Origin of the sequence: Pseudomonas sp. ADAK18, assembly GCF_012935695.1 — a bacterium.
GTDB lineage: Bacteria > Pseudomonadota > Gammaproteobacteria > Pseudomonadales > Pseudomonadaceae > Aquipseudomonas.
In genome coordinates, this window is record NZ_CP052859.1 from 5,855,974 (window position 1) to 5,874,773 (window position 18,800).

The window sequence follows — 18,800 nt, forward strand, 5'->3', positions numbered from 1 at the left end:
TATGCTGTTTTCACACCGAGGTGCCCTACGTGCGGGGCTGTTGTACCTGCTGGTTTCTATTATTTGGATACAACTCAGTCAGCACCTATTGATCAATCTTCTCGATGAACCGCTGAAGATCATCCACTGGCAACTGATCCGTGGTTACGTGTGGATCGTTCTCAGTGCGCTGGTGATTTTTCTCCTCTGTGCCCGTTTTGCCCGGGCGAATCTGATCCAGCAGCCCTTGAAGGAAAACCGCGAACGGCTGCGCCAGGCTGCAGCGGTGTTCGATTGCACCCGCGAAGGGGTGTTGGTCACCGATATCCAGGGCCTGATTGTTCACGTTAACCGGGCCTTTATCGAAATTACCGGCTATCGGCGCGAAGACGTGCTGGGCCATCGCCCCAGCCTGTTCAAGTCCGGGCGCCATTCGGTCAGTTTCTATCAGCAGATGTTTCAGGCTCTGGAGCGCTGCGGCGAATGGAGCGGCGAGATCTGGAACCGGCGCAAGAGCGGCGAAATTTATCCACAGTGGCAAACGATCCGGGTCGTGCGCGATGACCAGGGCCAGGTCAGCCACTACGTCGCGGTGTTCTCCGACATCAGCGCGATCAAGCACTCCGAGCACGAACTGGCACACCTGGCTCACCACGATCCGCTGACCAATCTGCCCAATCGCCTGTTGTTCACCGACCGCGCCGAACAGGCGTTGGCCTCAGCCCAGGTGCACAAGCGCGGCTGCGCCTTACTGCTGATCGACCTCGACCACTTCAAAATCATCAATGACAGCCTGGGCCATAATGTGGGCGATCAGTTGCTCAAGGTGGTGGGCGAGCGCCTGCAAGGCTTGTTCGGCCCAGGCGTCACCCTTGCGCGCCTGGGCGGCGATGAGTTCGCGGTGCTGGCGGAAAGTTGTCCACAGGTGGCCCAGGCCGCCGTCCTGGCCCAGCGAATCCTTGATGCGATGAAGGAGCCATTCATCTTCGACGGCCATCAGTTGTTTATCAGTGCCAGTATTGGCATCAGCCTGTTTCCCAGCGATGCCTTGAGCGCCGAGCAACTGCTGCGTAACGCTGACTCCGCGCTATTCAAAGCCAAAAGCGTCGGCCGCGAAGGCTATGCCTTGTACACCGAAGAGCTCACCGCCCACGCCCAGCACCGGGTGGAAATCGCCGGCGAACTGCGCCGCGCTCTCGACCAGCATGAGCTGCGGGTTTACTACCAGCCAGTACATGACTTGCAGAGCAGCCGCCTGATCGGCGTCGAAGCCTTGGTGCGTTGGCAGCACCCGGAACGCGGCCTGGTGCCGCCGGGAGATTTCATCCCGATCGCTGAACGCACTGGGTTGATTGCCGAGATTGATGCCTGGGTCATGGACCAGGCGTGTCGCCAGATGTGCCAATGGCTGGCCGACGGCGTGACCTTGTCCTTCCTCGCGGTGAATGTCTCCAGCCGCCTGTTCGCCCGACGTGAGCTGTACGAACAAGTGGCCAAGGTGCTGCATGACACCGGACTGGATCCGGCTTTTCTGGAGTTGGAAGTCACCGAAAGCGCGGTGATGGACGACCCGGAAGTGGCACTTGAACAACTGCACCGCCTGCGGGAACTGGGTTTGCGCCTGGCCATCGACGACTTTGGCACCGGTTATTCGTCACTGCTGCGCCTCAAGCGCCTGCCGGTGCAAAAGCTCAAGATCGACCAAGGCTTTGTCGCGGGGCTGCCGTGGGATGAAGATGACGCGGCGATTGTTCGCGTGGTCATTGCCTTGGCGCAGAGCATGGGGATGCAGGTGCACGCCGAGGGGATTGAACAGATGGAGCAGGCGCGATTCTTGTTGGATCACCAGTGCGATCTGGGCCAGGGCTATTGGTTTGGCCGGCCGATGCCGGCCAGTGGGTTGGACTGGAGCAGAGCCCCGGCGATCCGCCAGGCGCCAGCGTCACCACTATGAAATAGAGAACAAAATGTGGGAGCGGGCTTGCTCGCGAATGCGGTGTATCAGTCACCCGATGCACAAACTGACGCACCGCATTCGCGAGCAAGCCCGCTCCCACATTTCGATCTTCACCCGGCGAAATTTATTTTTTCCGTCTCGCAACTGCCCGTCCCAACAGAAAATTCTTTCTGGTTATATAAACATTCTTAAATAGTATTTTTAAGAATATCCGCGCTTATCTACTATCGCCTCACGCCGCAAGCAGTGCCGCCACTGCCAGGCACTTCTCATTTCAGGAGCACCACCATGAGCGCATCTCTACGTAGCGTTGACGGCCAGGACGAAGCAGCCATTTTGCGCGAGATCCAGAGCGCCCTGCGCGATCTGCGGTTTGGCGCGGTGGAAATCACTGTGCATAACGCCCAAGTGGTACAGATCGAACGCAAAGAGAAATTCCGTCTGCAGAGCCCGGGTAACAAACCGAGCTAAAGCAGGATCGGCGATTCGATTGCGTGACCAGCACTTATAAGAAAAAGCCAACACAAAAGAATTTCAGGAGCTTCTCTATGTCGTCGATTCGCCGTTATGCCCTGGCAGCACTGGCCAGTGCTGTGTTTGCCGGTTCCGCTGTTGCCAAGGATTACGAGTTGCTCAACGTTTCGTACGATCCGACCCGTGAGCTGTACCAGGACTACAACGCCGAATTCACCAGCTTCTGGAAGAAAGAGCACCCTGGCGACAACGTCAAGATCCAGCAATCTCACGGTGGCTCGGGCAAGCAAGGCCGGGCGGTGATCGATGGCCTGCGCGCCGACGTAGTGACCCTGGCCCTGGCCGGCGACATCGACGAAATCGCCAAGTTGGGCAAGACCCTTCCGGAAAACTGGCAGACCCGCCTGCCGGACGCGAGCACGCCTTACACCTCCACCATCGTGTTCCTGGTGCGCAAGGGCAACCCTAAAGGCATCAAGGACTGGGGCGACCTGATCAAGCCAGACGTTTCCGTCATTACCCCGAACCCGAAAACCTCCGGCGGCGCCCGCTGGAACTTCCTCGCCGCCTGGGCCTATGGCCTGAAAGCCGGTGGCAGCGAAGCCAAGGCTCAGGAATACGTGAAAGAGCTGTTCAAGCACGTGCCGATCCTGGATACCGGCGCTCGCGGCTCGACCATTACCTTCGTCAACAACGGTCAGGGTGACGTGTTGCTGGCCTGGGAAAACGAAGCCTTCCTGGCCTTGAAAGAAGACGGCGGCGCCGACAAGTTCGACATCGTCGTGCCGTCCCTGTCGATCCTCGCCGAGCCGCCAGTGGCTGTGGTCGACAAGAACGCCGAGAAAAAGGGCAACACCGAAATCGCCACCGCGTACCTCAAGCACCTGTACAGCCCGGCAGGCCAGGAGATCGCGGCGAAGAATTTCTACCGCCCGCGTGACAAAGAGGTCGCCGCCAAGTACGCCCAGCAGTTCCCGAAACTGGACCTGGTGACTATCGACAAAGACTTCGGCGGCTGGAAAACTGCCCAACCGAAATTCTTCAATGACGGTGGCGTGTTCGACCAGATCTACACTGCACAGTAAGCATCACTGATTGTAGGAGCGAGCCTATGTGGGAGCCGGGCTTGTGTGGGAGCTGGCTTGCCTGCGATGGCATCACCGCGATGTGACTGACACACCGAGTTGATGCCATCGCGGGCAAGTCGAGGCGTCGAACCGCCGGCTCCCACACAAGCCAGCTCCCACATAGGCTTGCTCCTATAGTGGTATTTACCTGTTAACCAAGGACTTTTATGTCGCGTCGTATCTCCCCCGTCATACCCGGCTTCGGGCTGACGCTGGGCTACACCTTGGTGTACCTCAGCCTGATTGTGCTCATCCCCCTGGCGGCGATGTTCGTCCATGCCGCCCAGCTCACCTGGGATCAGTTCTGGGCCATTATTTCCGCACCGCGGGTGCTGGCGGCGTTGAAGCTGAGCTTCGGCACCGCGTTGTACGCCGCGATCATCAACGGCGTGATCGGCACGCTGCTGGCCTGGGTGCTGGTGCGCTACACCTTCCCTGGACGCAAGATCATCGATGCGATGATCGACCTGCCGTTCGCCTTGCCCACCGCCGTCGCCGGTATCGCGCTCACCGCGCTGTACACGCCGACAGGTTTAGTCGGCCAATTCGCTGCCGACCTGGGCTTCAAGATCGCCTACACCCCATTGGGCATCACCCTGGCATTGACCTTCGTCACGCTGCCGTTCGTGGTGCGCACCGTGCAGCCGGTGCTCGCCGATATCCCCCGTGAAATCGAAGAAGCCGCCGCCTGCCTGGGTGCCAAACCGTTGCAGGTGTTCCGCTACATCCTGGTGCCCGCGCTGCTACCGGCCTGGCTGACCGGGTTTGCTCTGGCGTTTGCCCGAGGCGTTGGCGAGTACGGCTCGGTGATTTTCATCGCCGGTAACATGCCGATGAAAACCGAGATCCTGCCGCTGCTGATCATGGTCAAGCTCGACCAATACGACTACACCGGCGCTACTTCCATCGGCGTGCTGATGCTGGTGGTTTCCTTTGTCCTGTTGCTGCTGATCAACTTGTTGCAGCGGCGCATCGAAACCCCATAAGGAGGCGCGGAACATGTCCCAATCGTCTATTACCGCCGCGTCTTCGGCCAACGCTGCCCGCCGTGGCAGTGCCGTTTCCCGGCGTATCCTGATCAGCCTTGGCTGGCTGATCTTCGCGCTATTCTTGCTGCTGCCGCTGTTTATCGTGGTGTCCCAGGGCCTCAAGCTCGGCCTGGGTGCATTCTTCGCCGCGATCTTCGAGCCCGACGCGCTGTCGGCGCTGAAACTCACGGTGATCGCCGTGCTGATTTCGGTGCCGCTCAACGTGGTCTTCGGCGTCAGCGCCGCCTGGTGTGTGAGCAAGTACTCGTTCCGTGGCAAGAGCATGCTGGTGACGCTGATCGACCTGCCGTTCTCGGTCTCGCCGGTGATCGCCGGCCTGGTTTACGTGCTGATGTTCGGCGCCCAGGGCTTCTTCGGCCCGTGGCTGCAGGACCATGACATCCAGATCGTGTTCGCCTTGCCGGGCATTGTGCTGGCGACGATCTTCGTCACCGTGCCGTTCGTGGCCCGCGAACTGATCCCGTTGATGCAGGAGCAGGGCACCCAGGAAGAAGAGGCCGCGCGCCTGTTGGGCGCCAACGGCTGGCAGATGTTCTGGCACGTCACCGTACCCAACATCAAATGGGGCCTGATCTATGGCGTGGTGCTGTGTACCGCACGGGCCATGGGTGAGTTTGGCGCAGTGTCGGTGGTGTCCGGGCACATCCGTGGTGTCACCAACACCCTGCCGCTGCACGTCGAGATTCTCTACAACGAATACAACCACGTCGCCGCGTTTGCGGTGGCGAGCCTGTTGCTGATCCTGGCGCTCTTCATCCTGCTGCTCAAGCAGTGGAGCGAGAACCGTATCAACCGCCTGCGCGCCAGTGCAGCTGAGGAATAACGCATGTCCATCGAAGTCCGTAATGTCAGCAAGAACTTCAACGCCTTCAAGGCCCTGGACAGCATCAGCCTGGATATCCAGAGCGGCGAGCTGGTGGCGTTGCTTGGCCCGTCCGGCTGTGGCAAGACCACCTTGCTGCGCATCATTGCCGGCCTGGAAACCCCGGACGCCGGCAGTATCGTGTTCCACGGCGAAGACGTCTCCGGCCACGACGTGCGTGATCGCAACGTCGGTTTTGTGTTCCAGCATTACGCGTTGTTCCGCCACATGACGGTGTTCGACAACGTCGCGTTCGGCCTGCGCATGAAACCGAAAAACCAGCGCCCCACTGAAAGCCAGATCGCGACCAAGGTTCACGAACTGCTGAACATGGTGCAGCTGGATTGGCTGTCCGACCGTTACCCGGAACAACTCTCCGGTGGCCAGCGCCAGCGTATCGCCCTGGCCCGCGCCTTGGCGGTGGAGCCCAAAGTGCTGCTGCTCGACGAGCCGTTCGGTGCCCTGGATGCCAAGGTCCGTAAAGAACTGCGCCGCTGGCTCGCGCGCCTGCACGAGGACATCAACCTGACTTCGGTATTCGTGACCCACGACCAGGAAGAAGCCATGGAAGTGGCTGACCGCATCGTGGTGATGAACAAGGGTGTGATCGAGCAGATCGGCTCGCCGGGTGATGTCTACGAAAATCCGGCCAGCGATTTTGTTTACCACTTCCTCGGCGACTCCAACCGTCTGCACCTGGGGGAGGACCAGCACGTGTTGTTCCGCCCGCACGAGGTGTCGTTGTCGCGCCATGAACTGGAAGATCACCATGCAGCCGAAGTGCGGGATATTCGTCCACTGGGTGCGACGACTCGGGTGACGTTGAAAGTCGAAGGCCAGAGCGAACTGATCGAAGCTGAAGTGGTGAAAGACCACGACAGCCTGACCGGTTTGGCGCGGGGCGAGACGTTGTTCTTCAAGCCGAAGGTTTGGCAGAAGGCCTGAACCTCAGGCTTATGAAGGTCTAATGTGGGAGCAAGCTTGCTCCCACATTCAGTAAGGGCTGCTGCCCAGTATTTTTTCACCCAACGCACTCAGTTGCGCCTGGGCATACCGCGTTTTTTCCCATTCCCGTGGATCCCCTGGAAACGCATACCCCTGCGGCGCACTGCGCTCGCGCCAGCTCTGCACCCGCCAGTCGCGCAGTTGTGCGTTGTCCGGCTGCGCCGGGCTAAAGGCAATGTACTGCGCGATACGCACCTGAGCCGCCGACGTATTGGGCCGGATGCCATGGGCCAGCAGACTGTTGAAAATCAGCAAGTCCCCCGCCTGCATCGGCACAAACTGCGCTTCCCACGGCAGCGTCGCCACGTCCGGGCGCCATGGGTCGCGCTCTTCAGGTGCGCTTTTGCGCCACTCAATAAAATCCTTGAACAGCTGTGGATAACACTGAAAACCACCGCTTTCAGGCGTGGTATCGGACAGCGCGAGCACGCCTTGGACATTCACCGGTAACGGTGTGAGTGAGGTGTCGGCATCCCAGTGAATAAACCCGGAAAACGGCCGCGCAGCCTGGTTTGGCGTATTCAGATTGGCGCGGTCGATGGTCACCCACAGGTCTTCACGGTCCCAGATATCGATAAACGCATCGACTACGCGCGGGGTCTGGCGGTTATCCCAGAAGGTTTGGTGGTGATAAGCCTCGACCATGCCTGAGCCGTTCAATTCCTGCATCGCATGGTCGCGCATTTGGCGACGACTCCAGGTTTGCGGGGCCTCGGCTTTCATCTCCTGGAACTCCCAGAGGAACTCTGCCGTGCGCTTTATCTGCCCAGCGTCGACAGCCTGTTTGACGATCACAAAACCGTAGGTTTGCCAGTGCTGAAAATCCGCTTCGGACAGTACCCGCAGCGGCAGTTGCTTGCGCAGGTCGCGCAGTTGCGGCAGGTCGGTATCGGCCACGGATGGGTTGCCGGGTGTTTGTCTGGGTTGAGTGTAAGGCTGGTTCATGGGCGTCTCCCTTGTTTTTGTTGGGTGGCCCATTGTTGTTTCGCGGCAGGCGGCTGACTTCGCGGCAAATGTCTGGCATTAATACTATTCTGACTATTTAATTGCCTTTGGAGTCATGATGCGACCGCAATACGAGCGCCTGACCCTGGCCGATGACCAGTCCTGGCAACTGCTGTGGCGCGAGTTGCCCGAGCTGCCGTTTCTCTGGCATTACCACCCGGAGTTCGAACTGACGCTGACTATCAACGCCCGCGGTCAACGTTATGTGGGCGATCATCTGGCGGACTTTACCGACGGCGATTTGATCCTGCTGGGCCCCAACCTTCCTCACACGTGGTCGGCCAGCGAACGTGTCGATCAGGCTCAAGAGATGCTGGCGGTGGTGGTGTGGTTTTCTCGGGCGTGGCTGCATCAGGTCAGCGGTTTTGCCGAATTGAGTGGTTTGCTTGCCTTGGGCCAGCGGTCGTCGCGTGGGTTGCAGTTCAGCGCGCCTGTGGCGGAGCGTGTGCGGCCGTTGCTGTTGCGCATGCAGGCGCTGGCGACGGCGCAACGTTTGCCGTTGCTGCTGGAGGTGCTGTTGCTATTGGTGCAGGATCAGCAGACGTTGCCGCTGGCGTCGATGACGTCAGCGGTCGTCACTGAGGAGGCACAGCCCCAGCGTCTGGGGCGGGTGCTGGACTTTATGCACAGCCACTTCCAGCAGCCCATTGCTGTCGAACAACTGGCCGAACGTGCAGCGTTATCGGTGGGCGCCTTTCACCGGTTCTTCAAACGTCATACCCGCCTGACCGTGACCGCGTATCTGGCTCAACTGCGTATCGGCCATGCCTGCCAGCAACTGATCCAGACCCACACCGCCATCGGCGCCATCGCGCAACAATCGGGCTACGCCAACCTGGCGCATTTCAATCGTCAGTTTCTGGCCGCCAAAGGCGTCAGTCCTCGGGTGTTTCGCCAGCGTTATCGTTAGGCCGTGGCGTTTTTGTGACGCACAGCCACCGGCCCTGAGCGTTGTTCAATCTGTTGCTTGAGGTCGTGCCGCAATCCCAACAGAAACGCCAGCTCTGCGACGACAAACAATGGCCCGACAATCAGCCCGGACACGTCATCGACAAACGCCGGCTTTCTGCCCTCGTAGTAATGGCCGACAAACTGGATCACCCAGCCCACCACAAACATCCCGATGCCGCTGCCGAGCCACACCAGGGTGCTGTGTGCCGCCAACACATGCCCCGCCCATACCGACAAGCCCATCAACACCGTCATCAGCACGCCAAGCGCCAGTTCCAGGCGCAGGTAGAACCAGGCTGAGAACAACGCCAGCAACACGGCTGGCGACAGCCACAGCCCGGCCACCGACCATTCGGGGCGCGAGAGCAAGACGGCCACGGCCACCACGATCAGCGGAATGCCGATGAAGTGGCTGGCGATATTGCGCGGGTCGCGGTGGTAGGCGGCGTATTGACTGAGGTGGTCGACGAGGCTTTTCATTGTTATTCCTCCTGTAGGATGTTTGATCATGCCCTGTAAGCCTGTGGCGAACTGTCAACTGGGCGACAATCTTCGGAGTACTCATGGACGCAGAGAAATGGCACGCGCGGCTGTCCACCGGTCATTGGTACAGCCACCTGCCTGCTGCCTTTCAGAATAGTTTGTGCAAGCAGGGCCGGTTGCGACCGCTGACCGCTGGCCAATATCTGTTCAAACGCGGTGACCCGCCCTGTGGGTTGTATGCAGTGCTGGATGGCTCCATACGCATCAGCGCGGTGAGCGAACAGGGCAAGGAGGCGGTGTTGAGCCTGGTGGAGCTGCCGCACTGGTTTGGCGAGATTTCCTTGTTCGACGGTTTGCCCCGCACCCATGACGCTTGCGCCGTCGGGCCCTGCACCTTGTTGCAGGTGCCGCAGCCGGCGATGCTGCAGATCCTCGAAGAGTATCCGCGTTACTGGCGTGACATGGCCCTGCTGATGAGCCAGAAACTGCGCCTGACCTTTATCAATATTGAACAACTGAGCCTGATGCCGGCGTCGGTGCGTGTGGCTCACCGCCTGCTGATGATCGCCGAAGGCTACGGCGAGATCGAACAGACGCGGCGAATGCTGCAACTGCCCCAGGAAGACCTGGCAGCAATGTTGAGCCTTTCACGCCAGACCACCAACGCCTTGCTCAAGGATCTTCAAGGCCAGGGCATTGTGCGCCTGGGCTATGGCGAGATCGAAATCCTCGATGTGCAGCGGTTGCGCGAGGCGGCGCACGCCTGAGGGTGTTAGCCTGCGGTCACGATTATTCGAGGTGTGTTATGCGTGTGCTGTTAGTGGAACACGAGTCGGAGACGGCCGAGTGGATGGGCAAGAGCCTGGAAGAGGCCAGTTACACGGTGGAAGTGGCGGCCAACGGCATGGCGGCCCTGCGCTTTGTCGAAAGCACCGAGTACGATCTGGTGATCCTGGATGTGATGCTGCCGGGGCTGAATGCCTGGAAGTTGCAGCAGGCGATTCGGCTGAAGGGTGAGACGCCAGTGTTGTTCCTGACCACGCCTGACGGCATTGAAGACCGTTTGCGTGGGTTGGAGCTGCATGAGGATGATTACCTGCTCAAGCCGTTTGATGCCAAGGGGTTGGTGGCGCGGGTGAGGATGCTGTTGCGGCGCGACCGGGGGCGGTGATTGACCCGGTATGTGCGGTGTTTGAACCATTGCTATCGCGGGCAAGTCGCACCGCCGCTCCCACAGAGGGACGCAGTTCAAATGTGGGAGCCGGGCTTGCCCGCGATGAGGCCCTTGTAGACGCAATAAATTTATCTACCGCAGCCCATCCCGGAACTGCCCCGGCGTCATCCCCGTCCAGCGCTTGAACGCCCGATTGAAGCTGCTGGTATCAGCAAACCCCAACAAATGGCTGACCTCCGCCAACGAGCACTGCGGATCGCGCAGGTGCAACAGCGCCAGATTCTCGCGACATTCATTGAGTAACGCATCAAACCGACACCCCTCATCCGCCAAGTGTCGCTGCAAGCTGCGCAAGCTCAAATGCAAGGTCTGGGCAATGCGCTCGGCACTTGGCTCACCCTCCGGCAACTGCGCTTCGATGGCCGCGCGTACCTTGCGCTCCCAGGTCAGCGGTTGCAGCTGGGCGAGGGTGCGTTTGAGCACCGTTTCATTGTGCTCTGCCAGTTCCGGGTTGGCGTCGTCCAGGTGGCTGTCGAAGTCATGGGCGGCGAACTCCAGGCGATCCTCATCGGCGCCGAAAAACACCGGGGAACGAAACACCGTGTGCCAGGGCTTGGGATCCGCCGGCTCCGGCCGTCTCAGGTGCACCGCCAGCGGCGCATAGTCGCGGCCCAGGCGGTTGCGGCAGGTGCGCACGTAAATCGCCGCGAAGGCATCGATGGCTTCAAGCGCCGGCGCCGGGCTGTTGCTGGGCTGCAGCAAGTGCAAGCAGTAACGCTCACCTGTTCGACTAAGCTCCAGCATCAGCGCATCGCTGACGACCGGGTGGTAGCGCACGATTCGTTCGAATACTTCCCGCAGGCTGCCGCTGGCCACCAACGCATAGCCCAGGGCATGGAAGGTGGTGGGGCTGACGAAACGCGACACCCGCAAGCCAATGGCCGGATCGCCGCTGGCCTGCACCGCCAGTTCCCACAGGCGTGTGGTGGCCGACAGGGGGTAGCGGGCATTGGGATCGTCCATCTGCTGCGGGTCGAGCCCGGCTTGCACGCACAGCGCGGCGCTGTCGAGGCCCTGGGCATCGAGTTGCTTGCGCAAGGCGCGGGTCCAGCTGGCGAGGGAAGTGGGTTCAGTCATGTTGATTGGCGCTTGCGGTCAACAGGTTGGCGTCCGGGGCTAGCGTCCTGCCTGATCGCGTAGGGCAGGATGTACACATTGATAACCACGCACTGATAGACAGGAGAATGGAAGCATGGACGGTACTTCTGCAAGTCCCCAGCAGATGAACGCACAACAGCGTTCAGCGCATATCCGTGAAGTGGTGCTGGCCGAAGGCGTGAAATTGCGCCAGCGTCACCCCTGGCTGCTGCATCAGGACGCCCTGGGCGCGGGCATCCTGGCGTTTGCTTTGCTAGGCATGCTCGGCTCGGCAGCGCTGTACATCACCGGCCATATGGCGTGGTGGGCGTGCCTGCTGCTCAATGCTTTCCTGGCGTCACTGACCCACGAGCTTGAACACGACCTGATCCACAGCATGTACTTTCGCAAGCAGCGCCTGCCTCATAACTTGATGATGGGCCTGGTCTGGCTGGCGCGGCCGAGCACCATCAATCCGTGGGTACGCCGGCATATTCACCTCAATCACCACAAGGTGTCTGGCACCGAAACCGATATCGAAGAGCGGGCGATCACTAACGGTGAGCCCTGGGGCATTGCTCGGTTGCTGATGGTAGGCGACAACATCATGTCGGCGCTGATCCGCGTGCTGCGGGCGCCGTCCTGGAAGCAAAAACTGAACATCCTCAAACGGACGGCGCTGGTCTACGCACCGTTGGCGCTACTGCATTGGGGCGCGTGGTATGTGTTTCTGGGGTTTCACGCTGCCAATGGTATTGCCAGCCTGATGGGCGCACCGATCGAGTGGTCAGCCAGCACCTTGTCGGTGATGCACGTCATTGACATCGCGGCGGTGGTGATCATCGGTCCCAACGTATTGCGCACCTTCTGCCTGCACTTTGTCAGCTCCAACATGCACTACTACGGTGATGTGGAGCTGGGCAATGTGATCCAGCAGACTCAGGTGCTGAACCCGTGGTGGCTATGGCCGTTGCAAGCATTCTGCTTCAACTTTGGCAGCACCCATGGCATCCACCACTTTGTGGTCAAGGAGCCGTTCTATATCCGGCAGATGACCGCCAAGGTGGCGCACAAGGTAATGGCCGACATGGGCGTGCGCTTCAACGATTTCGGGACCTTTGCCCGGGCCAATCGGTTTGAGCGCACCACGGATTCATCCGTAGCGATCAATCCGGCTGAAACGGCGACGCGCTGAGTACCACGCCGGTTTCTTCGACGTACTGTTGCCAGTGGCCGATCAAGGTGGCCAGTTTCTCCGGGTGGCTTTGGGCGAGGTCATGAATCTCGCCCGGGTCCTGGCCCAGGTCATACAGTTGCCAGGTCGCCGGCCCCACGGGGCCCGGGATGTAAACGGCCTTCCACTGGCCCTGGCGAATCGCCCGGCGCCCGAACAGTTCCCAGCCAGTGACGGTGTGTTCATCATGTACCTGTTCGGTCTCGCCGGACAGGAATCCCAGCCACGACTTGCCCCGCAGTGGTGCCACCGGCTTGCCGCGCCACTGTTTGCCGGGATGACGCACGCCGGCCAGGTCAAGAATGGTCGGCGTGATGTCCATCACCGTGCCAAACCCATGGCTGATCCGCCCCTTGAGCGACAACTGTGGGTAATGCACCAACGCCGGCACCCGAATCCCGCCCTCGGTGGTAAACGCCTTGAACAAGCGGGACGGTGCGGTGGCGACTTGCGCCCAGGACGGCCCGTACCAGACGTAGGAGTTGGCGCGCCCAATGTTCCCAAGGCTGTTGTCGTAATGCTGGTTGAGGTAGGTCAAAAGCTCTGGCCCGAACTTGGGGAAGGCTTCCAGCAGTGCGCCCTCAGCGCCGTTGTCGGACATGAACAGGATGAAGGTGTTGTCCAGTTGTCCCTGCTGGCGCAGGTACTCCACTACCCGACCAATGTTCCAGTCCATGCGCTCGACCATCGCCGCATACACTTCCATGGCCCGCGCCGACACCTGGCGCTGCTCGTCGCTCAGGGCAGCCCATTGGGTGTTCAGTTCGATCAGCGGATGGGGCTCGACATCCGCGTCGATCAGCCCCAGTGCCTTTAGTTTTTCCAGGCGTTCCAGGCGCAGCACTTCGGGACCGGCGTCATAGCGGCCACGGTATTTGTCGACGATCTCGACCGGCGCCTGCAACGGCCAGTGCGGCGCGGAAAACGGCAGGTAGGCAAAGAACGGTCGGGTCTGGTCGCGCTCCTTGAGGTACTGCAGCAGCTTGTCGCCAAAGGCATCGGAGGAATAGAAGTCCTTGGGCAGTTGCTCGACGAAGGTGTCGTCTTCGATGTACAGCGCGGGCGTGGATTTGAGCAGGCCTGGCGTGCTGTCGTCGTAGGTTGGCTCGAAACCATAGTGATTGGCCGCCCCCGGCAACAGCGAGAACGAACGCTCGAAACCCCGTGCGTGGGGCGCCAGCTCGGCGGTCAGGCCCAGGTGCCATTTGCCACTCATCAACGTCTGGTAGCCGGCGTCCCGCAGCAGTTCCGGCAAGGCCACTACCTTGTCGTTGAGGTAACCCTCGTAACCCGGCTTGCCGATCAGTTCCGGCGTCAGCGCCTCGGCCATGGTGCCGATGCCAGCGATGTGGTGGTCGGTGCCGGTGAGCAACATCGAGCGGGTCGGTGAGCAGGTGGGTGCGGTGTGAAAATCGGTCAGGCGCAGGCCGCCGAGGGCCAGGGCGTCCAGGTGCGGCGTGGAGATTTCCCCACCAAAGGCTCCCAGATCGGAGAAGCCCATGTCATCGGCCAGGATTACTAAAAAGTTGGGACGTTGCGGCATCAAGGCGCTCCTCATTAGCAGGCAATAAAGGCCAGCGGCAGGTCGCGGATCTGTTCGCGTACCGGTGGCTGGTAATGGTCATCGCTGATCAGTTCGTGCAGCAGTTCTTCACGCAGTTGATGAAAGTCGAAACTGCTGCGCTGGCGCGGATGGGACAGGGCGATGTCCACCACTTGCTTGATTCGTCCGGGGCGGGGCTCCATCACCACCACGCGGTCGGCGAGGAAAATCGCTTCCTCCACATCATGGGTCACCAGCACTGTGGTGATTTTTGCCCGGGCACGGATCGCCAACAGTTCGTCCTGCATCTGTTGGCGAGTCAGGGCGTCGAGGGCGCCGAAGGGTTCGTCCAGCAGCAGGATGCGTGGGCTGGCCACCAGGCCACGGGCGATCGCCACCCGTTGCGCCATGCCACCGGAGAGTTGGTGTGGGTAGGCGCGGGTGAAGTCGGTGAGGCCCACCAGCTCGATAAAATCGCCGATGCGTCGTTTGCGTTCGGCCTCGCTCAACGGTTCGTTAACCAGACCCAGTCCGATGTTTTCTTCCACGGTCAGCCAGGGGAACAAACGGTGCTCCTGGAACACGATGCCGCGCTCGCCGCCGATGCCGCTTACTGTCTTGCCGTCGACGCGGATCTCGCCGCGAAACTGCGTATCCAGGCCCACCAGCAGCCGCAGCAGGGTGGACTTGCCACAGCCGCTGGAGCCGACAATGGCGACGAATTCGCCCTCGGCAATGTCCAGGTTGAATTCGCGGATGGCCTCCAGTTCGAAGCCGTCGACGTCGAAGGTTTTGCCCACGTGATTGAAGCTGACAATAGGTGCAGTCATGCGTGTCTCCAGCGCGTGGCGCGGGTTTCGATGTGTTGGCCGATCAGGTTGAGGGTCGCGCCGGTGAGGCCCACCAGGAGCATGCCGCTCATGATCAGGTCCATGCGCAGCAACTGCTGGGCGCCGATCATCAGGCTGCCGATGCCGCCGTTGGACGGCATGAAGTATTCGGCACCGATGGTGCCCAGCCAGGCGTAGATCAGGCTCAGGCGCAGCCCGGCGAAAATCCCCGCCGCCGCGCCCGGCAACACCAGCCGTCGCAGCCGCTGGCCGAGGCTCAGGCGCAGGACTTGTGCGGCTTCATTGAGCTGTGGCGACAGGTTCACCACGCTGCGTTGGGTGGCGATAAACAGCGGGAAGAAGGCGGCGAGGGCGATGAACACCCACTTGGCCAACTCACCCAGGCCAAACCAGGCGGTGAGCAGCGGCACCCAGGCGAAAATCGCGATCTGGCGCAGGGCGGCGAGCGTCGGGCCGAGCACCCGTTCACTGGTGCGTGACAGGCCAAGCAGTAACCCCAAGGCAAAGCCGAGGCCACCGCCGAGAATCAACCCGCCTAAGGTGCGCTCCAGGCTCAGGCCCAAGGCGCTGACCAGGCTGCCATCGCGCACACCTGCGGCAGCGGTTTGCAGCACCGCCCAAGGGCTGACCAGAATGTTCGGGTCCACCCAACCCTGTTGCGTTGCCACCTGCCACAGCGCCAGCAAACTCAGGGGCAACAACCACGGTTGCAAACGTTGCCAGCCGTGATAACGCGGGCCGCGCCGGATCTGCGCGGTGGCGGGATGCGGCCAATGCACCCACTTGCGATCCAGCCAGCCGATGCCGCGATCCATCACCACGCCCAACACGCCGATGATCACGATGCAGACGAAGACGATATCGAGCATGAACAACTGCCGCGCCCAGACCATCAGGTAACCGATGCCTTCGCTGGACGCCAACAGTTCAACGGCCAGCAACGAGGTCCAACCGGCCGCCAACGCCAACCGCACACCGGCCATGAAGGCGGGCAGCGCAGCAGGCAGGATCAGGCGGCGGATCAATAGGTGAGTGGGTAAACGCAAGACGCGTGCGGCTTCACGCAAACCAGGCTGGGCATCGCGCACGCCCACCAGGGTATGCAGGGTGACCGGCACCACAATCGCCTTCACCAGCACCACCAGCTTGAGGGTTTCGCCGATGCCAAAGAACACCATGAACAGCGGAATCCAGGCCAGGGTCGGCACTTGCGACAAGGCGCTGAACGTCGGGAATACCAGGCGCTCGGCCCGGGCACTGAAACCCAATAGCGCACCCAATAACGCTCCGGCGCTGACGCCCGCCAGCAAGCCCCAGAACAACCGTTGCAAGCTGACCGCCAGATGGCTCCACAACTCGCCACCGGCCAGCTCCACGGCGCTGCTCCAGACCAGTGAAGGCGCCGGCAGAATCTGCTCGCTCATCCAGTGATTACGGCTGGCCAGCCACCACAGGGCAAACAGCGCGAGCGGCAGCAGCCAGGGCAACAGGCGTTCGCTCAAATGTGGCCAGCGTAGCGGCGTACCTTGGGCCGGTGCCGTCAGCGGCAAGCTCAGCAGCGAGATTCGGGCCATGGATGACCTCCGTTGTTCGGTGGGGCGTTATGTTTTTTTGATCTTATAAACAAACAATCAATACGATTGAGGGATAAGAAAAACCATTTAAAGCCTCTGCCTGACACGCATCCAATGCATTCGGAGAATATTTTCCATGCTGTTGATGCATAGCCCTCTGGAGCCCGCGTATTGGCTCGTATAGTTCTAAAAGTTATTAAATTGTGAATTTATAGTATTTAAAGTTTTGACTGGCTTGTGCCTACTTTCTGCTCCCCAGGCAACCGTCGCCCACAGGAGCACTACCCATGAAGCTGCCGTTCAAACGCTTGATCACGCTGTTCGCAGGTACCGCGTTGGCAGGGTTGGTGCACGCCGCCGACCTCAAGGAAATCCGCATCGCCGTGCCCGACCTCAGTGCGGGTGCCCAACACAGTGGCGGCGGTGTGACGGACGTGTTGCACCAACAGCAAATCTTTGAAAAAGCCTTCGCCGACCAAGGCATCAAGATTCAATGGAATTACTTCAAGGGTGCCGGGCCTGTGATCAATGAAGCGTTCGCCAACGGTCAGGTAGACCTGGCTTATCTGGGCGACCTGGCGGCGATCATCGGCAAGTCCAACGGTCTTGATACGCGGCTGCTCAGCGCCAGTGCCCGTGGGGTGAAGCATTACCTCGGCGTGGTGCCGGGCTCGGGCATCAAGACCTTGCAGGACCTCAAGGGCAAGCGCGTCGCGGTATTTCGCGGCACGGCCAGCCAGCTGTCGTTTGACAGCGCCCTGGCCAGCCAGGGTTTGAGTGAAAAGGATCTGAAAGTCATCAATCTGGACTTCAATGCAGCCGTCGCCGCATTGGCGGCCAAACAGATTGATGCCACGTGGGGCAGCTCGGGCCTGAGCGCATTGCAGGCGAAGGGGTTAGCCGAAATACCGCTGAGTACCAAAGACCTCGGTGACGCAGGCAGCATCCAGGCGGTGCTGGTGGGCAGCGGTAAGTTTGTCGATGAGCATCCGCAAGTCGTGGCCAAGTTGCTCAAGGCGCAGCAACAAGCGGTGCAATGGCTGACCGATGACAACAACAAGCAGGCCTATATTGACCTGGTATCGGGGCTGGCCAGTTATCCGCCGGTGATCCTGACCAATGATTTGAAAGACCAGAAACTCAGTGAGATTTTCCCGTCGAGCCTGGACCCGGTGTTCCTTGGCAAATTGCAGGACGCGGTGGATCTGGCGTCGAAAGAGCGGCTGATTCGCAAGTCGTTCCAGGTGAGTGAATGGGTGGCGCGGTAACCCCCGTAACCCCGTAGCTGTCGAGCGCAGCACGGTTTTGAGCCTGGCTTGAGGACGGCCGTGTGGTCAACGCAGCCTCGCTGGCGCTCGACAGCTACGGGTAGGGCGCGAGCCTCACGTCCATGTCACGATGCGGCCACGCTAGACCGCCACACTCACCTCCTGCCGATCCACCGCCACCAACGTCTCGATCATCGCCTTCGCCGCCGGCGACAACCTGAACCCGGTGCGGCTGACAATCCCGCACCGGGCACTCATGGTCTCCATGTTCTGCGGCAGGTTGCGCCAGTGCAGCAGCACCAGTTCACCCTTGGCGATGTCCTCGGCAAACGCCTCTTCGGTGCCCACGCCAATCGCATTGGACTGCAACACAATCTTCACCAGTGCCGGGAAGTGTTCGGTCTGGATGCTGGGTGAAAAATCCATCCGTCCACTGAGGTTCGCCAGCAGTTTTCTAATCCCCTGGGAGATCAGCGGAGTTGCCAATGGGTACTCGAACATATCGTTGGTCGACAGGCTGTCCTTGGCCAATAGCGGATGCCCTGGGCGGCAGAAAAACACCCCGCGTTTGGGCGTCAGCGCCTGGGTCTGGAAGTTCGGGTCGGCTTCGAATTGGCGGATGTCGGCGATAAAAAATTCGATCTCTTCACGGCTCAGGCTGCGGCTGAGTGTTTCCCAGTTATCCACCTGGAAATGGGTGCGGATTTTCGGGTGGGCGTTGATAAATCGCGCCACCGCGTCGGGCACTAGTTTCACCGCTGGCGCCGGGCCGCAACCGAAGCGCAATTCACCGGCATCGAGCTTGGTCATGCGCGTCACTTCACTGTTCAACAAGGCGGCGCCTTGCACCAGGGTCAAGGCATGTTGCAGCACCACCTGGCCTTCCGGCGTGGGGCGCAGGTCTTTGTTGCCGCGGTCTACCAGCACGCAGCCGAACTCCTGTTCCAGCCCCTGGATACTGCGGCTGAACGCCGGTTGGGTGATGCCCATTGCATCCGCCGCACGCACAAAACTGCGGTGTTCGTTGAGGGCGATGAAGTACCGCAGTTGGCGAAGATCCATATGCTTTCCCGGCATCTGAAAAATAGGTCGAAGGCATTTGCGACCCAGGGACCTGAGGTTTTAAA

Annotated in this window: 18 protein-coding genes; 11 read left to right on the forward strand and 7 right to left on the reverse strand. The window is 60.5% G+C overall.

Annotated features, from left to right (window positions below; genetic code table 11):
- Nucleotide 1 precedes the first annotated feature (1 nt).
- From dibA to HKK55_RS26565, 6 genes are all read left to right on the forward strand, one after another.
- Nucleotides 2-1,933, forward strand: coding sequence for a phosphodiesterase DibA (dibA, locus tag HKK55_RS26540; RefSeq protein WP_169357304.1), 1,932 nt, complete (start codon nucleotides 2-4; stop codon nucleotides 1,931-1,933).
- A 291-nt stretch (nucleotides 1,934-2,224) separates the two neighbouring features.
- The gene (gene oscA, locus HKK55_RS26545; RefSeq protein ID WP_029299482.1) at nucleotides 2,225-2,407 is read left to right on the forward strand and encodes a sulfur starvation response protein OscA; all 183 of its coding nucleotides are present in this window, start codon (nucleotides 2,225-2,227) and stop codon (nucleotides 2,405-2,407) included.
- Between the two features lie 77 nt (nucleotides 2,408-2,484).
- Nucleotides 2,485-3,495, forward strand: a complete 1,011-nt coding sequence (locus HKK55_RS26550; RefSeq protein WP_169357305.1) for a sulfate ABC transporter substrate-binding protein — start codon at nucleotides 2,485-2,487, stop codon at nucleotides 3,493-3,495.
- A gap of 209 nt (nucleotides 3,496-3,704) precedes the next feature.
- Entirely contained in the window at nucleotides 3,705-4,523 is an 819-nt protein-coding gene (gene cysT, locus HKK55_RS26555; RefSeq protein ID WP_155585435.1) for a sulfate ABC transporter permease subunit CysT, read from the forward strand.
- A gap of 13 nt (nucleotides 4,524-4,536) precedes the next feature.
- A complete protein-coding gene (gene cysW, locus HKK55_RS26560; RefSeq protein WP_155585436.1) occupies nucleotides 4,537-5,409 on the forward strand; it encodes a sulfate ABC transporter permease subunit CysW in 873 nt (290 codons plus the stop codon).
- Nucleotides 5,410-5,412: 3 nt separating this feature from the next.
- Complete coding sequence (locus HKK55_RS26565; RefSeq protein ID WP_169357306.1) at nucleotides 5,413-6,393, forward strand: sulfate/molybdate ABC transporter ATP-binding protein; 981 nt, start codon at nucleotides 5,413-5,415, stop codon at nucleotides 6,391-6,393.
- Between the two features lie 48 nt (nucleotides 6,394-6,441).
- Here the strand turns inward: HKK55_RS26565 and HKK55_RS26570 are convergent, their stop codons facing one another.
- The gene (locus HKK55_RS26570; RefSeq protein ID WP_169357307.1) at nucleotides 6,442-7,398 is read right to left on the reverse strand and encodes a phytanoyl-CoA dioxygenase family protein; all 957 of its coding nucleotides are present in this window, start codon (nucleotides 7,396-7,398) and stop codon (nucleotides 6,442-6,444) included.
- 115 nt (nucleotides 7,399-7,513) lie between these two features.
- Here HKK55_RS26570 and HKK55_RS26575 point away from each other — a divergent pair, with 115 nt between their 5' ends.
- Nucleotides 7,514-8,368 (forward strand): AraC family transcriptional regulator, encoded by an 855-nt coding sequence (locus tag HKK55_RS26575; protein ID WP_202020916.1) that lies wholly within the window; start codon nucleotides 7,514-7,516, stop codon nucleotides 8,366-8,368.
- Here the strand turns inward: HKK55_RS26575 and HKK55_RS26580 are convergent.
- The gene (locus tag HKK55_RS26580) at nucleotides 8,365-8,889 is read right to left on the reverse strand and encodes a DUF962 domain-containing protein (protein WP_169357308.1); all 525 of its coding nucleotides are present in this window, start codon (nucleotides 8,887-8,889) and stop codon (nucleotides 8,365-8,367) included. The genes HKK55_RS26575 and HKK55_RS26580 overlap by 4 nt on opposite strands.
- Before the next feature lie 83 nt (nucleotides 8,890-8,972).
- On the opposite strand from HKK55_RS26580, the gene HKK55_RS26585 reads away from it, so the two are divergent.
- Together HKK55_RS26585 and HKK55_RS26590 are read left to right on the forward strand one after the other, a co-directional pair.
- The gene (locus tag HKK55_RS26585; RefSeq protein WP_169357309.1) at nucleotides 8,973-9,659 is read left to right on the forward strand and encodes a Crp/Fnr family transcriptional regulator; all 687 of its coding nucleotides are present in this window, start codon (nucleotides 8,973-8,975) and stop codon (nucleotides 9,657-9,659) included.
- 38 nt (nucleotides 9,660-9,697) lie between these two features.
- On the forward strand, nucleotides 9,698-10,063 hold the full coding sequence (locus HKK55_RS26590) for a response regulator (protein ID WP_169357310.1): 366 nt from the start codon (nucleotides 9,698-9,700) through the stop codon (nucleotides 10,061-10,063).
- A 135-nt stretch (nucleotides 10,064-10,198) separates the two neighbouring features.
- Here HKK55_RS26590 and HKK55_RS26595 read toward each other — a convergent pair whose 3' ends face one another.
- Entirely contained in the window at nucleotides 10,199-11,203 is a 1,005-nt protein-coding gene (locus HKK55_RS26595; RefSeq protein WP_169357311.1) for an AraC family transcriptional regulator, read from the reverse strand.
- A gap of 115 nt (nucleotides 11,204-11,318) precedes the next feature.
- Between HKK55_RS26595 and HKK55_RS26600 the strand changes: the two genes are divergently transcribed.
- Nucleotides 11,319-12,398 carry a fatty acid desaturase gene (locus HKK55_RS26600; protein ID WP_169357312.1) on the forward strand — a complete coding sequence of 360 codons (1,080 nt, stop codon included), beginning with the start codon at nucleotides 11,319-11,321 and terminating at the stop codon, nucleotides 12,396-12,398.
- Here HKK55_RS26600 and HKK55_RS26605 read toward each other — a convergent pair.
- The 3 genes from HKK55_RS26605 to HKK55_RS26615 are packed head-to-tail and all read right to left on the reverse strand — an operon-like array spanning nucleotide 12,370 to nucleotide 16,405.
- A complete protein-coding gene (locus HKK55_RS26605) occupies nucleotides 12,370-13,980 on the reverse strand; it encodes an arylsulfatase (RefSeq protein ID WP_169357313.1) in 1,611 nt (536 codons plus the stop codon). The genes HKK55_RS26600 and HKK55_RS26605 overlap by 29 nt on opposite strands.
- Before the next feature lie 14 nt (nucleotides 13,981-13,994).
- The gene (locus HKK55_RS26610; RefSeq protein ID WP_169357314.1) at nucleotides 13,995-14,810 is read right to left on the reverse strand and encodes an ABC transporter ATP-binding protein; all 816 of its coding nucleotides are present in this window, start codon (nucleotides 14,808-14,810) and stop codon (nucleotides 13,995-13,997) included.
- Nucleotides 14,807-16,405: an ABC transporter permease gene (locus tag HKK55_RS26615; protein WP_169357315.1), complete on the reverse strand. Its 1,599-nt coding sequence runs from the start codon at nucleotides 16,403-16,405 to the stop codon at nucleotides 14,807-14,809. Before HKK55_RS26615 ends, HKK55_RS26610 begins: the two co-directional genes overlap by 4 nt.
- Nucleotides 16,406-16,692: 287 nt before the next feature.
- Here HKK55_RS26615 and HKK55_RS26620 point away from each other — a divergent pair, with 287 nt between their 5' ends.
- Nucleotides 16,693-17,673: an ABC transporter substrate-binding protein gene (locus tag HKK55_RS26620; protein WP_169357316.1), complete on the forward strand. Its 981-nt coding sequence runs from the start codon at nucleotides 16,693-16,695 to the stop codon at nucleotides 17,671-17,673.
- Between the two features lie 141 nt (nucleotides 17,674-17,814).
- Here HKK55_RS26620 and HKK55_RS26625 read toward each other — a convergent pair whose 3' ends face one another.
- Nucleotides 17,815-18,735: a LysR family transcriptional regulator gene (locus tag HKK55_RS26625; RefSeq protein ID WP_169357317.1), complete on the reverse strand. Its 921-nt coding sequence runs from the start codon at nucleotides 18,733-18,735 to the stop codon at nucleotides 17,815-17,817.
- Nucleotides 18,736-18,800 lie beyond the last annotated feature (65 nt).

Excerpts from the sequence above, each read along its gene's own strand:
- HKK55_RS26550 (WP_169357305.1), top strand. The coding sequence starts at position 2,485 with ATGTCGTCGATTCGCCGTTATGCCCTGGCAGCACTGGCCAGTGCTGTG.
- HKK55_RS26625 (WP_169357317.1), bottom strand. The coding sequence starts at position 18,735 with ATGGATCTTCGCCAACTGCGGTACTTCATCGCCCTCAACGAACACCGC.
- HKK55_RS26585 (WP_169357309.1), top strand. The coding sequence starts at position 8,973 with ATGGACGCAGAGAAATGGCACGCGCGGCTGTCCACCGGTCATTGGTAC.
- HKK55_RS26590 (WP_169357310.1), top strand. The coding sequence starts at position 9,698 with ATGCGTGTGCTGTTAGTGGAACACGAGTCGGAGACGGCCGAGTGGATG.
- HKK55_RS26575 (WP_202020916.1), top strand. The coding sequence starts at position 7,514 with ATGATGCGACCGCAATACGAGCGCCTGACCCTGGCCGATGACCAGTCC.
- HKK55_RS26605 (WP_169357313.1), bottom strand. The coding sequence starts at position 13,980 with ATGCCGCAACGTCCCAACTTTTTAGTAATCCTGGCCGATGACATGGGC.
- HKK55_RS26595 (WP_169357311.1), bottom strand. The coding sequence starts at position 11,203 with ATGACTGAACCCACTTCCCTCGCCAGCTGGACCCGCGCCTTGCGCAAG.
- HKK55_RS26610 (WP_169357314.1), bottom strand. The coding sequence starts at position 14,810 with ATGACTGCACCTATTGTCAGCTTCAATCACGTGGGCAAAACCTTCGAC.
- HKK55_RS26615 (WP_169357315.1), bottom strand. The coding sequence starts at position 16,405 with ATGGCCCGAATCTCGCTGCTGAGCTTGCCGCTGACGGCACCGGCCCAA.
- HKK55_RS26565 (WP_169357306.1), top strand. The coding sequence starts at position 5,413 with ATGTCCATCGAAGTCCGTAATGTCAGCAAGAACTTCAACGCCTTCAAG.
- dibA (WP_169357304.1), top strand. The coding sequence starts at position 2 with ATGCTGTTTTCACACCGAGGTGCCCTACGTGCGGGGCTGTTGTACCTG.
- HKK55_RS26600 (WP_169357312.1), top strand. The coding sequence starts at position 11,319 with ATGGACGGTACTTCTGCAAGTCCCCAGCAGATGAACGCACAACAGCGT.
- oscA (WP_029299482.1), top strand. The coding sequence starts at position 2,225 with ATGAGCGCATCTCTACGTAGCGTTGACGGCCAGGACGAAGCAGCCATT.
- HKK55_RS26570 (WP_169357307.1), bottom strand. The coding sequence starts at position 7,398 with ATGAACCAGCCTTACACTCAACCCAGACAAACACCCGGCAACCCATCC.
- HKK55_RS26620 (WP_169357316.1), top strand. The coding sequence starts at position 16,693 with ATGAAGCTGCCGTTCAAACGCTTGATCACGCTGTTCGCAGGTACCGCG.
- cysT (WP_155585435.1), top strand. The coding sequence starts at position 3,705 with ATGTCGCGTCGTATCTCCCCCGTCATACCCGGCTTCGGGCTGACGCTG.
- HKK55_RS26580 (WP_169357308.1), bottom strand. The coding sequence starts at position 8,889 with ATGAAAAGCCTCGTCGACCACCTCAGTCAATACGCCGCCTACCACCGC.
- cysW (WP_155585436.1), top strand. The coding sequence starts at position 4,537 with ATGTCCCAATCGTCTATTACCGCCGCGTCTTCGGCCAACGCTGCCCGC.